Here is a 13,015-nt window from a genome sequence, read left to right on the forward strand (position 1 = left end):
GGAAATCCTGCCGTCGCGCGGCCCCCGAAACGATCGAGTGGACCCCACACCTGGTGGGGGCAGTCCCTACTCCGGGGACACGCCGAGGTTGCGGCACCTCCGCCGCTCGGGAGCGGCCCGTGCACCGCAACCCGCCCTGACCATCGGCAGCAGTGCAGGGCGACCACCCGCGGCGGCCGGATACCGCGGGAGGCGATCACTCGCCGTCGGGAAGGGGCGGGTCGTAGGGGGTGAGGAGGGAGTCGAGGTACTCCTTCGCGGCGGGCTGGTGGTGGCGCAGGGCGGCGTGGAGGGCGGACTCCAGGTTCGCGCGGGGCCAGTCGTGGGGGAGGAGCGGCGTCGGAAGGGTCGGGATCCAGAGGAAGGTGCGGAAGACCGGGCGGACCAGCTCGTGGTACTCCCGCAGGCCCTGCGCGTCGGCCCGTGGCGTGACCGACGGAGCGCGGCGGAGCTTCTCCTCCTGCTCCCGCATCGCCGCGGCCGCCCCCGGCAGGTCCCACGCCTCGGCGGCCGCCGAGCGGGCGTCCTCGGGCGCGAGCTGCAGCGTCAGCGGGGCGACCCGGGCTCCCGGCGGGATCGGGCCCACCTGCGGGGCGATCACCGGCCACCCGTCGTGCGCCGCGATCATCAGGCCGGCGCGCAGGTGGCCGTAGCCGGTCAGGGTGGCGGCCCGGCGCAGCGCGTCGCGGAAGGGGCGGGCGCTCTCGGGCACCGTGTAGAGCAGGCCGTGGAAGCTGCCGTCCCAGTCCGCGGCGGGCGGGCGCGGCGCGCCGAGCCGCGAGAACGCCGCCGCGGTCGCCCCCGCCAGCCGGAAGCGGACGTGCCGCCCGGCCCGTTCGCTCGCGAGGCCACCCCGCTCCCGCATCCGGGCCAGCGTGGTGCGGGCGGTCGGGGCGGGCAGGCCGGCCTCCGCCAGCAGCTGCACGAGGACGGGCCCCGGCAGCCACTCCCGCCCGGCCACACCGAACAGGAACGGGACGAGATCGAGGACCCCCTGCTCCCGCTTCACCTGACTCATTCTCCTTCACGGTCGTGTGTGAATACGTTACAGTCGATCCATGAGCGAGCAGGCCGCCGCCGGGGGGATCCGGCAGCCGAGCGCACGCAGCGCGATCGTCGGGTTGATCCCGTCCATGATCGTCGACGTCGCACTCCCACTGGTCACCTACTACGTCCTCGCCGCCCAGGGAGTTCCGGACCTCTGGGCGTTGCTGATCTCCGGAGTCTGGCCGGTGCTCAGCGTCGTCGTCTCGCTGGTGCGCCGCGGCCGGGTGGACGAGTTCGGGCTGTTCGTGCTGGTCCTGATCGTCGCGGGCACCGCCAGCTCGCTGCTGTTCGACGATCCGCGCCTGCTGCTGCTCAAGTCGTCGGTCTTCACCGGGGTGCTCGGGATCGTGTTCCTGGCGACGCTGTTCGCCAAGCGCCCCTTGATGTTCTACTTCGGACGCAAGTTCGGCACCGACGGGTCGGCGGAGGGACTGGCCCGATGGGAGTCGTTCTGGCGGTTGCCCGCCTTCCGGCACGGTCAGCGCGTCATGACGATCGTGTGGGGCCTCGGGTTCGTCGCCGAGGCGGCGGTGCGGGTGCCGCTGGTGTTCGCGCTGCCGGTGTCCGTGTCGGTGGTGATCTCGGACGTCCTGCCCTTCGTGGTGATCGCGGGCCTCGTGACCTGGACCGTGTTCTACGCCAAGCGGAACGCGGCCCGCTCGAAGGCGCAGGCGGCCGAGATCGACGCGGAGCTGGGCGCGGGGCTCCCGGACTGACAGGATCGCGCCATGGCGCGCGAGAAGAACGTCCTGTCGCTGTGGTCGAAGGACTCGGTGCTGTCGATCGGCAGCTCGAGGTCCGTGCTGTCCATCGGGTCCGCAGGCTCGGTGCTGTCGGTCGGGTCGATCGGGTCCTACGGCTCGGTGCTCTCCGTCGGCTCCTTCGCGTCCGTGCTGTCGGTCGGGTCCTTCGTCTCGGTGCTGTCGGTGCTCAGCGGGGTGGCGATCCGGTCGGTGCTGTCCTGGCGGAGCCGGAACGCGCTGCTGGCAGCAGAGCAGCACAACTGATCACGAACGCCGCGACGTAGGCGTCCGGCCAGAGCGAGATCAGGCCCGTCGCCGGGATCGGGCCGACCCCCGGCCCGGGCAGCCGGGTGATCACGGCCGCGGTCGCGGCGAGGACGAGGCCCGTGGCGAGCCACGCCCGGCGCGCGCCGTTCTTCTCGGCCGGCCCCCGGTACTCCGCGAGCCCCCGGGCGACGAGCGCCACCAGCAGCGGCACGAACCACACGTAGTGGTGCGACCAGGCGAAGGGTGCGACCGCCGCCGAAGCCAGCCCGACGAGCGACAGCGCCTCCACCTCGGCCCCACGCCGGTGCAGGCCGCGGGCCACCCACAGCGCGGCAGCGCCGAGCAGTAGGCCCACCACGAGGTAGCCGACGGGTCCGCCGCCGAGCCGGACCACCAGCCCGTGGACCGAGTGGTTGCTGTCCCCGCCGACGTCCGAGATCCGGTTCGCGGCCGCGAACGTGCCACGCAGCCAGTACTGCACCGAGTCCGCCGGGGCGACCAGGAACCCGATGCCGGTGGCCGCGACGAACGCCGCGACCGCGGTCGCCGCCTCGCGCCGCCGGCCGGTGAGCAGCAGGTACACCACGAACAGCAGCGGCGTGAGCTTCAGCGCGGCCGCGATCCCGACCCCCAGCCCCCGGAACCGGCTCCGCCCGGTCAGGTCGAGGAACACCAGCGCGAGCAGCAGGACGTTGATCTGTCCCAGGTAGAACGTGGTGCGCACCGGATCGAGCCACAGCGCCGCGGCCACCAGCAGAGTGACGACGCCGACAGGTGCGGGAAGGCCCGTCAGCCGCGCCGCGCGGCGGATCACCAGGACGAGCAGCAGCACCCCGAGCGCCGTCCACAGCACCTTGAGCAGCGGCAACGGCAGCAGCGTGAGCGGCACGAACAGCGCGGCGGCCACCGGCGGGTAGACGAAGGGGAGGTCGAGCAGGATCCCGCCCTCGTAGAGCGGCCGGCCCGCGAGCACCGCAGCGCCGCCCTCCCGGTAGACCTGCAGGTCGATCATGAGGGCGTGCGCCGGGAACCAGAGCGCGAGCACCGCGACCTGCGCGGCGATCAGGAGGCCGGCGACGAGGAAGGGCCACGCCCTCGCGGCACGGGTTCTCGCCACGACGCCCCGCGCGCCGGGAGGCCGTGCTGCAGGGGGTGATGCCACAGGAGGGGATGCTGTCGCCGGCGGGCGGGTGGCGGTGGGAGAGGGTGTCGCGCCGGGGATCTGGGCGGGCGCGGGATCGCTGCGGCTCGTCACGGCACCAGCGAGTCGAGCACCTCGCCCGCCGAGCCCACGATCGACAGGTGCCCCGCACCCTCGACGACGTGCAGCGTCGCGAGGCCCGCCGGCAGCCGGCCGGCGAGGTCCTCGGCGTGGTGCATCGGCACCATCCGGTCCCGGTCGCCCTGGAACAGGTGGACCGGCGCGGTGGCCGCCGTCCAGTCGAGCTCCCACGGCGAGCCCCAGAGCCGGTAGTCCAGCAGCACCCCGCCCGGGCCCTGGCGCAGCGACTCGACGAAGGACGACATGGTCTCCCGCGCGGACACGGCGGTGAGCACCGCGCGATCCGGCTCGTCGAGCTCACCGGCCATCGACCTCGTGCCCGCCTGCGGGAAGAGCTGCACGGCGAGCTTCTGGATCCGTAGCTGCCGGGCGCCCGCCCGGGGATCGCGCAGGGCGAGGTCGAGCAGCTCCAGGTCGCTCTTCGACAGTCCCTCGCGGGCGCCCTCGCGGTCGTCGACGGGACCCGCGCCGGCCATCGTCGCCGCCGCGGTGAGGCGCGGGCCGCACCCCGTCGCGCAGGCCATCGCGTAGGGGCCGCCGCCGGAGTAGCCGAGGACGGCGAACCGCTCGGCCCCCAGCGCGTCCGCCAGGCCGAGGACCTCGCCGGCGTAGCTCGCGACCGTCCGGTCCGGCCGCGGGTCCGAACGGCCGATGCCCGGACGGTCCGGCGAGACGATCCGCAGGTTCCGCTCCCGGCCGAGCGGGTCGAGGTAGCCCTTCCCGATGCGGCTGTCGGGCGTCCCGTGGAAGACGAACACGGTGTGCCCGGTGGGGTCGCCGTACTCCTCGTACGCCACGCGACGGCCGCCGAGCAGGGCGATGCGGGGATCGGTCACCTCGCGAACGTACTGGCCCCGACGAGGACGGCCGCAGCCTCCCGGGCCTGGGCGGCGGGCTCCGGCGTCCGGAAGATCCCCGCCGTCACCATCGCCCCTTCCGCGAGCAGGAGCAGCTGCGGGCCGAGGGCCGCGGGCCGCCCGGCCGCGGCGACGAGACCGGCCAGGTACTCCGCGAACGCCTGCTTGTGCGCCCGCGTGCACCGCGCGACGGCCTCCGAGACGGTGCCCAGCTCGCCGTGCCCGTTGATCCACGCGCAGCCGCGGAAGCCGGGCTCGCGGAACCAGGAGCCGAGCCAGTCGAACACCGCGAGGATCCGCTCGTCGGGATCCCCGGCCTGCTCGACGGCCGCCGCGAGCCGGCCGCGCCACCGGACGTCCCGGCGGTCGAGATAGGCCTCCACCAGCGCGTCCTTGCCCGGATAGAGACCGTAGACGCGCTTGAGCGAGAGGCCGGACCCGGCGCGGATCTCGTCCATGCCCACGGCCTGGATGCCGCGGGCGTAGAAGAGCGCCTCGGCGGCGTCGAGCAGCCGGGTGCGGGCGTCGTCGTCCATGGAGGTCCTTGCGCGTGAGAACGGACGTTCTCTACGCTACCCCGGAGAACGTCCGTTCTCCAGAGGAGGCCCGATGTCCCGCCCGCCGTTCCCGCCGTTCACCCTCGAGACCGCCCGGCAGAAGGTCCAGGCCGCGGAGGACGGGTGGAACTCCCGCGATCCCGAGCGCGTCGCCGCCGCGTACAGCGAGGACTCCGTGTGGCGCAACCGGGACCGGCACGTGCACGGGCGGGCCGAGATCGTCGCGTTCCTCACCGACAAGTGGGAGCGCGAGCTCGACTACGCGCTGCGCAAGTCGCTGTGGACCTTCGCGGGCAATCGGATCGCCGTGCGCTTCCAGTACGAGTGCCACGACGCCGCGGGCACCTGGTACCGCAGCTACGGCAACGAGAACTGGGAGTTCGACGACGAGGGGCTGATGGTGCGCCGCGAGGCCAGCATCAACGACCGGGTCATCGACCCCTCGGAGCGGCGGATCTTCGGCCCCCGGCCCGAGGAGGAGAAGGGTGTCGACATCCCGCTCTGGTAGGGGTGTGATGGGGGCCACACCTTCGGGCATACTGTCGCGATGCGCTCCGCCTACGCCCACACCGCAGAGCTCGACGTCGCCCCCGATGCGGACCGCGCCGCCCCCGGCGCCGCGGTGACCGCCGCCCTGGGAGCGGGCTGCCCCGGCCCGGTCGCCCTGCGGACCGGCGGCACGGGGGACCGCCTGCGCCTGCGCGTGGTGTTCGCCTGCGAGGCGGACGACGAGGACGACGTCCGCCGCCGGATCGACCAGGCCCTCACCTCCGGGCGCCTCACCGGCCCGGACGGCAGCGTCTCCCGCTGGACGCTGCGGGACGCCCTGCCGGGCTCGGTGGCGGAGTGCGAGCGGGCCGAGGCGGAGCGGCTGCTGGCGACGACCTGAGGTCCGGCCGCGTCGCTCCGACTTCGCCGCTCCGACCGCGCCGTTCCTACCGTGCCGCTCGGACCGCGCCGCTCTTATCGCGCCGCGAAGCTCGGCTCCCGGCGGGCCAGGTCGGCCGCGATCCCCTCGCGGTGGTCCTCGGTCCGCGACAGCCGCAGCTGCTCCGCCTTCTCGTGGTTCGTCGCCGCCTGCACCCGGGCGGCGAGGTCGCCCCGCAGGGTGGCACGGATGGACCGCACGGCCAGCGGGGCGGCCGAGGCCAGCTGCGCGGCGTGGGCGTGGGCCGCCTCCCTCAGCTCGTCGTCCGGGACCAGCCGGTCCACCAGGCCGATCGCATGGGCCTCGGTGCCGTCGATCCGCCGGCCGGTGAGCAGGAGGTCCGCGGCCGCCTGCTCGCCGACGGCGCGCGGCAGCGTCACGGAGATCCCGAAACCCTGGTGCAGGCCCAGCCGGGAGAACGGCGCTGCCCACCGGGACCCCGGGCCCGAGACCCGGAAGTCGGCCGCCAGCGCGAGGCCCAGCCCGCCGCCGATCGCGCTGCCCTGCACCGCCGCGACCACCGGCAACGGCTGCGCGAAGAGCCGGAACGCCTCGTCGTAGAGGTGCCGGCCGGCGTTGATCGTCTCGATGACGTCCTCGTCGCCGCCGAAGTCCGCGCCCGCGCAGAAGTGGCGCCCGGTGCTGCACAGCACCACCGCCCGCGCCCGGTCGTCCTGCGCGAGCTCCTCGATCGCGTCGGCCAGCGCGGCGATCAGGGGCTGGTGGAAGAAGTTGTGCCTCCCCCGCTCGAACTCGACCACGCCCACGTGGTCCGCCCCGGTCGTCACCCGCACCTCGAAGTCCGCCACCGTGGAGATCCTCTCGTTCGTCCTGCCGATCACGGTAGGGGGAGCCGGGGCCCGGTGGTGCCGTCGTCCGGCACGGTCAGCCCGGCCTCCGCCCCGAGTCCCTGCATCGCCGCCACCCGCCGCACGCACTCGATCACGGCGTGCAGGGCGGGCCGGCGCGCGGCGCGCGTGCGGTAGGCGATGGAGACCGTGCGCATGACCGGCTCGGTGAGCGGCACGACGTCCATACCCGGGGGGTGCCGGACCAGCCCCAGATCGCTGACCAGCGTGATCCCGAGCCCGGCCGACACCATCGCGAGCGCGGTGTACTGCTCCTCGACCTCGTGGCTGGTCGTCGGGTCGAAGCCGGCGCGGCGGCAGGCCAGCCGCACCGCCCGGCCGAAGTGCGAGCGCGGACCGGCGAGGATCCAGGGATGCTCGGCCAGCTCGGCGAGCGCGACGGTCGGGCCGGGCAGGGTGCCCGCCGGGACCGCCGCGTACAGCCGCTCGACGGCCACGACCTCCCTGGTCAGGGCCGGGTCCCAGGTCATCGGGTGGCCCGAGTAGTCGATCACGAACGAGAAGTCGAGGGCGCCGTCGCGGACCGCCCCGGCCGTGTCCTCCGGCGCCAGCTCGCGGGTCCGCACGTGGATCCCGGGGTGCTCGGCGGCGAGCGCGGTGAGCGCCTGGGGCAGCAGGCCCGCCGCGACCGAGGCCCACACCCCGGCCGTCAGCCGGACCGTGCGGGCCTGCTGGGCATCCTCCAGGGCGAGGGTGGCGCGCTCGACCGAGCCCAGGATCTCCTCGGCGTGCTCGGCGAGGACGATGCCCAGCTCGGTGAGCTGCACGCGGCGGCCGAGCCGCTCGAACAGGGTGCCGCCGACGTCGCGCTCCAGCTGGGCGAGCTGCTGGGACACCGCCGAGGCCGTGTAGTGCAGCGCGCCTGCGGCCGCCGTGACCGTCCCCTGCCGGTGCAGCTCGCGCAGCATGCGCAGGCGGGACAGGGAGAGCTCCACGTCGCCCACCGTACGTGCAGCCGCCGTGAACGCGACCCTCAAGCAATCGTTGATGGACGCCGGGAGGGTCCCGCCGCACAGTGGACCCGGCGGTGGAGACGCCCCGCACCCCACCCGGCCGGGTTCCCCGCGCCCGAGCGAGATCCAGGAGGTCCGCCCCGTGACCACGATGCAGGAGCCCCTCGGCCCCACGACCCCCGTCGTCGACACGGTCGCCGCCGCTCCGCGCACCGAGCCCTACCTGCGCCTGACCTGGACCGACCCGGTCACCGAGGCGCGCGGCCACCTCGTGGTGCAGGTGCTGCGCTCGGGCATCGCGACCGGCGGCACCCGGATGCGCGCCGGCTGCACGCTCGGCGAGGTCGAGGACCTGGCCCGGGGCATGGCGAACAAGACGGCCGCCTTCGACCTGCCGGTGGGCGGGGCCAAGGGCGGCATCGACTTCGACCCCAAGGACCCGCGCGCCTTCGGGGTGCTGCAGCGCTTCTGCGAGGCCATGCGTCCCTACATCGACTCGCACTGGGTCACCGCCGAGGACCTCGGCGTGCCGCAGCACCTGATCGACGACGTCTTCGCCTCGCTCGGCCTCGGCCAGAGCTACCACGCCGCGATCCGCCGCTCGGCCGATCCCTCGGCGACCCTCGCCCGCGTCCGGAAGGGCCTGGACGCCCAGGTCCCCGGAGGGCTGCTCGGCGACGTCATCGGCGGCTACGGCGTGGCCCACGCCTGCCTGGGCGCCGCGGCCGCTCACGGCTGGGCGGTGCCGGAGACCGCGGTGGCGGTCCAGGGCGTCGGCACCATGGGCGGCAGCGCCGCCTGGTACCTGCACGAGGCCGGGATGCGGGTCGTCGCGCTGGCCGACGCCGCGGGCACCCTCTACGACCCGCAGGGTCTCGACGTCCCGGCGCTGCTCGACCTGCGGGACACCTACGGCGAGATCGACCGCTCCCGCGTACCCGCCGGCGTCACCCACCTGCCCCGCGGCGCCGTCCTCGGCCTCCCTGCGGACATCCTGGTCCCGGCCGCGATCTCCTACGCGATCACCCCGGACACCAGCTACGACGTGACCGCCAGGGTCGTCGTCGAGGCCGCCAACGCCGCCACCACCCCGGAGGCGGAGGCGATGCTCGCGGCCCGCGGCATCGCCGTGGTCCCGGACTTCGTGGCCAACGCCGGCGCGGCGGCCTGGGCCTGGTGGCTGCTGCTCGGCCGGGTCGGCATGAGCGGCGACGACCGGGTGACCGCCGAGGAGTCCTTCACCATGCTCCGCACCCAGATGGCGGAGAAGGTGCAGCTGCTGCTGACCGCCTGGCTGGCCGACGGCACCCCACCCCGGGTCACCGCCCAGACCTTCGCCGCCACCGCCCCGACGACCGGCGAGCTCGTCATCCCCTGAGCCATGAGCGAACGGCGCGTTCGCTCACATCTAGTGAGCGAGCGGCCCGTTCGCCGCGCCGGGCCCGAGGTGAGCGAGGGGCGCGTTCGTTCACACCTAGTGAGCGAGCGCGCCGTTCGCTCATCGGCGGCTCACGAGGCGCGGCGGGTGCCCGGGACCTCGTCCGCGCCCAGGTGGCGCAGCAGGTTGGTGACGAACCGGTCCCCGGTCCGCTGCAGTGTCACCTTCATCAGCCCGACGACCGTCGGGGCGGCGAGGCGGGGGAGCGGCAGCTCCACGTGCAGGGTCAGCGAGATCGCCAGGTGCGTCCCGCCCGGCACGTCCTCCAGCGCGTACCAGCCCTCGGCCCCGGCGTACTCGTGCACGCCGGCCGGGGGCTCGTGCGTGTAGTCGATGCGGGACCTCTCGGTGAAGCGCATCCGCTCCGTGAAGGTCGGCGTGATCCCGACCCCGAGCACGGCGATCCGGATCATGCTCCAGCGCCAGAGGTCGCCGTCCGTCTCGATGCCGGTGAGCAGCGGGGTGAGCAGGGGGAGCATGTCCGGGTCCGTCAGGACCGCCCAGATCGCCCCGCGCTCCGCGGCGACGACGGACTCCGACGCGGTGGTGGTCGCGAAGCGGTTCACGCCCCCGATCGTCCCCCGGCGGGGGCGCCCTCCGCATCCCGGCCCCGCGCGTCCCGGGCGTCGCGGTCCCTCGTGTCGCGGTCCCGGGTGTCCGTGTCCCGCAGGCGGCCCAGGATCCGGGCGAGGTCGGCCCGGTCCTGCTCGTCGAGCCCCGCGAAGAGCGTCTCGGACTCCGCGCGCCGTGCCGCGTGCACCTCGCGCACCAGCTCCGTCCCCTTCTCCGTGAGCCCGACCAGCGTGGCCCGCCGGTCCGCCGGATCGGTCGCGCGCGAGGCGAGCCCGCGCGTCTCCAGCTCGTCGACCACCTCGGTGGCGCTCCGCGGGGCGATCCGCAGGTGCTCGGCCAGCACGGAGAGCCGGACGGCGCCGTGGCGCGCGAGGGTGGCGAGCGCGCGGAACTGGGACGGGGTGACGTCCCACGGCGCGAGGGCATCCTTGTTGCGGCCGCGCAGCATCCGCGCGACCGCCCAGAAGGCATCTCCCAGCGTCTCGGGCTCGTCCACGGGAATAGCCTAGCAAGAACTCGTGTTGTTCCCTCATGATGAGGTAACCTCAGTAAAACGAGAGGGGAACGCACTTGGACACGCCACAGAAGAAGCCCGGCGGCCGGCCGCCCGAAGAGCGCCGCCGCCCCAACTCCGCCGCCGAGAAGCAGCAGGCCCGCGAGGTCTCGCTCCGCCGCATCGGCCGGCTCTTCACCCCGTACCGCTGGCCGCTGCTGCTGGTCGTCGCGATCATCGTCGCGTCGTCGATCGTCAGCCTGGCCAGCCCCTTCCTGCTGCGCGCCGTGATCGACGACGCGCTCCCGCACCAGAACCTGCGGCTGCTGGTCTGGCTGGTCATCGGCATGATCGGCGTCGCCGCCGTCACCTCGGCCTTCGGCGTGGTGCAGACCTGGGTGTCGACGAGGATCGGCCAGCAGGTCATGCACGGCCTGCGCACCTCGGTCTTCGCGCACCTGCAGCGCCAGAGCCTCGGCTTCTTCACGCGCACCCGCACCGGCGAGGTGCAGTCGCGCATCACGAACGACATCGGCGGCATGCAGACCGTGGTGACCTCCACGGCCACGTCGATCGCCTCGAACCTGACGACGACCGTGGCCACCCTGGTCGCGATGCTCGCCCTGTCCTGGCAGCTCACGCTGGTCTCGCTGGTCGTGCTGCCGCCCGCGATCCTGCTGTCGCGCCGGGTCGCGCGCATGCGGCGCAGCATCACCGCCGCGCAGCAGCGCGAGCTGGCCGACCTCAACGTGACGATCGAGGAGGGCCTGTCGATCTCCGGCATCCAGCTGAGCAAGACGATGGGCGCCGGCCCCGCGGTCGTCGACCGCTTCACGCAGTCGTCCGAGCGCCTGGTCGATCTCGAGCTGCGCAGCCAGCTCGCCGGCCGCTGGCGGATGGCCACGATGAGCATCATCTTCGCCGCCATCCCCGCGGTGATCTACCTGGCAGCCGGTCTGCCCATGACGGCGGGCGCGATGACCATCGGTACGTTGATCGCCTTCACCGGCCTGCAGGGCTCGCTCTTCCGGCCGCTCACCGGCCTGCTCAACGTCGGCGTCTCGCTGGTCAGCTCGCTGGCCCTGTTCGCCCGGATCTTCGAGTACCTGGACCTCACGGTCGAGGTCGACGACCCCGCCGACCCGGTGCACGTCCCCGAGGTGCGGGGCCACGTCCGGATCGAGGACGTCACCTTCACCTATCCCGGCAGCGAGACCGCGGCCGTCGCGGGCGTCACCCTCGACGTGCCCGCCGGCACCACGCTCGCCCTGGTGGGGGAGACGGGATCGGGCAAGAGCACGCTCGCGTCGATGGTTCCGCGGCTGCACGATCCCGCCGCCGGGCGCATCACGATCGACGGCGTCGACGTGCGCGACATGACCCTGCAGGAGCTCGCCGGCATCGTCGGGGTGGTCAGCCAGGAGACCTACCTGCTGCACACCACGGTCCGCGAGAACCTGCGCTACGCCAAGCCGGACGCCACGGACGCCGAGATCGAGGACGCGGCCCGCGCGGCCCAGGTCCACGAGCTGATCTCGGGCCTGCCCGAGGGCTACGACACGGTCGTCGGGTCGCGCGGGTACCGGTTCTCCGGCGGCGAGAAGCAGCGCATCGCGATCGCGCGCACGCTGCTCCGCGATCCCCGGGTCCTAGTCCTCGACGAGGCCACCAGCGCCCTGGACACCGAGACCGAGCGCGCCGTGCAGCGCGCCTTCACCGAGCTGGCCAAGGGCCGCACCACGATCACCATCGCCCACCGCCTCTCGACGGTGCGCGACGCGGACCAGATCGCGGTGCTCGACCACGGCCGGATCGTGGAGCGGGGCAACCACGAGTCCCTGCTCGCGAGCGAGGGCCGCTACGCCGCCCTGGCCGCATGACCGTCCGCCCCGGCCCCACCGCGCCCTCGCCGCGGTCGAGATGAACCTCAGCCACGTTCCGGATGCCCGGCCCGTGGCTGAGGTTCAGCTCGGCGTGGGTCAGACGTGTCCGGCGATCTCGTGGGGGCGGTAGGGCTCCTCGAGCTGGGCGATCTCGTCGGCGTCCAGCGTGACGTCGACTGCCGAGAGCGCGTCCTCGAGGTGCTGCGGCTTGGTGACGCCGACGATGGGCGCCGTCACCACCGGCTTGGCGAGCAGCCAGGCGAGCGCGATCTGCGCCGGCAGCAGGCCCCGCTTCTCCGCCAGCGACCGCACCCTCTCGACGATCTCCCGGTCCTCGTCGAGGTAGAGCCGGCGGCCGAACTCGTCCGTGTCGCTGCGCGCCGTCGTGACGTCCCACGGCCGGGTCAGCCTGCCCCGCGCCAGCGGGCTCCACGGGATCGAGCCGACGCCCAGCTCCGCGCAGAGCGGCAGCATCTCCCGCTCCTCCTCGCGGTAGAGCAGGTTGTAGTGGTTCTGCATGGTCACGAAGCGCGTCCAGCCGTTCGCCTCCGCCACGTGCTGCATCGTCGCGAACTGCCAGGCCCACATGGACGACGCCCCGATGTACCGCGCCTTCCCGGCCCTGACGACGTCGTGCAGCGCCTCCATCGTCTCCTCGACCGGCACCGACGGGTCGAAGCGGTGGATCTGGTAGAGGTCCACGTAGTCGGTGCCGAGCCGGCGCAGGCTGTGGTCGATCTCGGCCAGGATCGCCTTGCGGGACAGGCCCGCCCCGTTCGGCCCCGGCCGCATCCGGCCGTGCACCTTGGTGGCCAGGACGATCTCGTCCCGGTGGCCGTACTCGGCGAGGACCTTCCCGAGGATCTCCTCGCTCGTCCCGGCGGAGTAGACGTTGGCCGTGTCGACGAAGTTGATCCCGGCCTCGAACGCGCGCAGCAGGATCGGCCGGGACGCGTCGGCGTCGAGGGACCAGGAGTGGGTGCCCCGCTCGGGCGTGCCGAAGCTCATCGCGCCCAGGCAGATCCGGGAGACGTCGACACCGGTGGAGCCGAGCTTCACAGAGTCCATGACGCGAGCCTAGCCACGTGCTACCGTGACATGTAGTTGAACGCTCAATCTTGGAGT

Annotated in this window: 15 protein-coding genes; 6 read left to right on the top strand and 9 right to left on the bottom strand. The window is 73.6% G+C overall.

Features of this window, described 5'->3' with window-relative positions:
• Window positions 1–196: 196 nt before the first annotated feature.
• The gene (locus tag ABD324_RS19740; protein ID WP_344418934.1) at window positions 197–1,009 is read right to left on the bottom strand and encodes a PaaX family transcriptional regulator C-terminal domain-containing protein; all 813 of its coding nucleotides are present in this window, start codon (window positions 1,007–1,009) and stop codon (window positions 197–199) included.
• A 49-nt stretch (window positions 1,010–1,058) separates the two neighbouring features.
• Here ABD324_RS19740 and ABD324_RS19745 point away from each other — a divergent pair, with 49 nt between their 5' ends.
• Both ABD324_RS19745 and ABD324_RS19750 read left to right on the top strand, forming a co-directional pair.
• Window positions 1,059–1,763: a VC0807 family protein gene (locus ABD324_RS19745; protein ID WP_344418937.1), complete on the top strand. Its 705-nt coding sequence runs from the start codon at window positions 1,059–1,061 to the stop codon at window positions 1,761–1,763.
• A gap of 12 nt (window positions 1,764–1,775) precedes the next feature.
• Window positions 1,776–2,054 carry a hypothetical protein gene (locus tag ABD324_RS19750; RefSeq protein WP_344418940.1) on the top strand — a complete coding sequence of 93 codons (279 nt, stop codon included), beginning with the start codon at window positions 1,776–1,778 and terminating at the stop codon, window positions 2,052–2,054.
• Here ABD324_RS19750 and ABD324_RS19755 read toward each other — a convergent pair.
• From ABD324_RS19755 to ABD324_RS19765, 3 genes are all read right to left on the bottom strand, one after another.
• Window positions 1,978–3,174 (bottom strand): glycosyltransferase 87 family protein, encoded by a 1,197-nt coding sequence (locus tag ABD324_RS19755; RefSeq protein WP_344418942.1) that lies wholly within the window; start codon window positions 3,172–3,174, stop codon window positions 1,978–1,980. The genes ABD324_RS19750 and ABD324_RS19755 overlap by 77 nt on opposite strands.
• 134 nt (window positions 3,175–3,308) lie before the next feature.
• Window positions 3,309–4,175, bottom strand: coding sequence for an alpha/beta fold hydrolase (locus ABD324_RS19760; RefSeq protein ID WP_344418945.1), 867 nt, complete (start codon window positions 4,173–4,175; stop codon window positions 3,309–3,311).
• Entirely contained in the window at window positions 4,172–4,732 is a 561-nt protein-coding gene (locus ABD324_RS19765; RefSeq protein ID WP_344418948.1) for a TetR/AcrR family transcriptional regulator, read from the bottom strand. The genes ABD324_RS19760 and ABD324_RS19765 overlap by 4 nt, the downstream gene beginning before the upstream one ends.
• A gap of 73 nt (window positions 4,733–4,805) precedes the next feature.
• On the opposite strand from ABD324_RS19765, the gene ABD324_RS19770 reads away from it, so the two are divergent.
• Window positions 4,806–5,261, top strand: coding sequence for a DUF1348 family protein (locus ABD324_RS19770; RefSeq protein ID WP_344418950.1), 456 nt, complete (start codon window positions 4,806–4,808; stop codon window positions 5,259–5,261).
• A 39-nt stretch (window positions 5,262–5,300) separates the two neighbouring features.
• The gene (locus ABD324_RS19775) at window positions 5,301–5,642 is read left to right on the top strand and encodes a hypothetical protein (RefSeq protein ID WP_344418952.1); all 342 of its coding nucleotides are present in this window, start codon (window positions 5,301–5,303) and stop codon (window positions 5,640–5,642) included.
• 74 nt (window positions 5,643–5,716) lie between these two features.
• Here the strand turns inward: ABD324_RS19775 and ABD324_RS19780 are convergent, their stop codons facing one another.
• Together ABD324_RS19780 and ABD324_RS19785 are read right to left on the bottom strand one after the other, a co-directional pair.
• On the bottom strand, window positions 5,717–6,490 hold the full coding sequence (locus tag ABD324_RS19780) for an enoyl-CoA hydratase/isomerase family protein (protein ID WP_344418955.1): 774 nt from the start codon (window positions 6,488–6,490) through the stop codon (window positions 5,717–5,719).
• A gap of 29 nt (window positions 6,491–6,519) precedes the next feature.
• Complete coding sequence (locus ABD324_RS19785; protein WP_344418958.1) at window positions 6,520–7,485, bottom strand: LysR family transcriptional regulator; 966 nt, start codon at window positions 7,483–7,485, stop codon at window positions 6,520–6,522.
• A gap of 160 nt (window positions 7,486–7,645) precedes the next feature.
• Between ABD324_RS19785 and ABD324_RS19790 the strand changes: the two genes are divergently transcribed.
• Window positions 7,646–8,881, top strand: a complete 1,236-nt coding sequence (locus ABD324_RS19790; protein ID WP_425565869.1) for a Glu/Leu/Phe/Val dehydrogenase dimerization domain-containing protein — start codon at window positions 7,646–7,648, stop codon at window positions 8,879–8,881.
• A 131-nt stretch (window positions 8,882–9,012) separates the two neighbouring features.
• Here ABD324_RS19790 and ABD324_RS19795 read toward each other — a convergent pair whose 3' ends face one another.
• The gene (locus ABD324_RS19795) at window positions 9,013–9,507 is read right to left on the bottom strand and encodes an SRPBCC family protein (protein WP_344418961.1); all 495 of its coding nucleotides are present in this window, start codon (window positions 9,505–9,507) and stop codon (window positions 9,013–9,015) included.
• Window positions 9,504–10,010, bottom strand: a complete 507-nt coding sequence (locus tag ABD324_RS19800) for a MarR family winged helix-turn-helix transcriptional regulator (protein WP_344418964.1) — start codon at window positions 10,008–10,010, stop codon at window positions 9,504–9,506. Before ABD324_RS19800 ends, ABD324_RS19795 begins: the two co-directional genes overlap by 4 nt.
• Window positions 10,011–10,084: 74 nt before the next feature.
• Between ABD324_RS19800 and ABD324_RS19805 the strand changes: the two genes are divergently transcribed.
• Entirely contained in the window at window positions 10,085–11,887 is a 1,803-nt protein-coding gene (locus tag ABD324_RS19805) for an ABC transporter ATP-binding protein (protein ID WP_344418967.1), read from the top strand.
• 99 nt (window positions 11,888–11,986) lie between these two features.
• On the opposite strand, the gene ABD324_RS19810 is transcribed toward ABD324_RS19805, so the two are convergent.
• Complete coding sequence (locus ABD324_RS19810; RefSeq protein ID WP_344418970.1) at window positions 11,987–12,958, bottom strand: aldo/keto reductase; 972 nt, start codon at window positions 12,956–12,958, stop codon at window positions 11,987–11,989.
• Window positions 12,959–13,015 lie beyond the last annotated feature (57 nt).

It is taken from the genome of Pseudonocardia ailaonensis (assembly GCF_039531635.1).
Taxonomy (GTDB): Bacteria; Actinomycetota; Actinomycetes; order Mycobacteriales; family Pseudonocardiaceae; genus Pseudonocardia; species Pseudonocardia ailaonensis.

Coding starts and splice junctions, on each gene's coding strand:
- ABD324_RS19745 (WP_344418937.1), top strand. CDS start 1,059: ATGAGCGAGCAGGCCGCCGCCGGGGGGATCCGGCAGCCGAGCGCACGC.
- ABD324_RS19750 (WP_344418940.1), top strand. CDS start 1,776: ATGGCGCGCGAGAAGAACGTCCTGTCGCTGTGGTCGAAGGACTCGGTG.
- ABD324_RS19765 (WP_344418948.1), bottom strand. CDS start 4,732: ATGGACGACGACGCCCGCACCCGGCTGCTCGACGCCGCCGAGGCGCTC.
- ABD324_RS19770 (WP_344418950.1), top strand. CDS start 4,806: ATGTCCCGCCCGCCGTTCCCGCCGTTCACCCTCGAGACCGCCCGGCAG.
- ABD324_RS19775 (WP_344418952.1), top strand. CDS start 5,301: ATGCGCTCCGCCTACGCCCACACCGCAGAGCTCGACGTCGCCCCCGAT.
- ABD324_RS19810 (WP_344418970.1), bottom strand. CDS start 12,958: ATGGACTCTGTGAAGCTCGGCTCCACCGGTGTCGACGTCTCCCGGATC.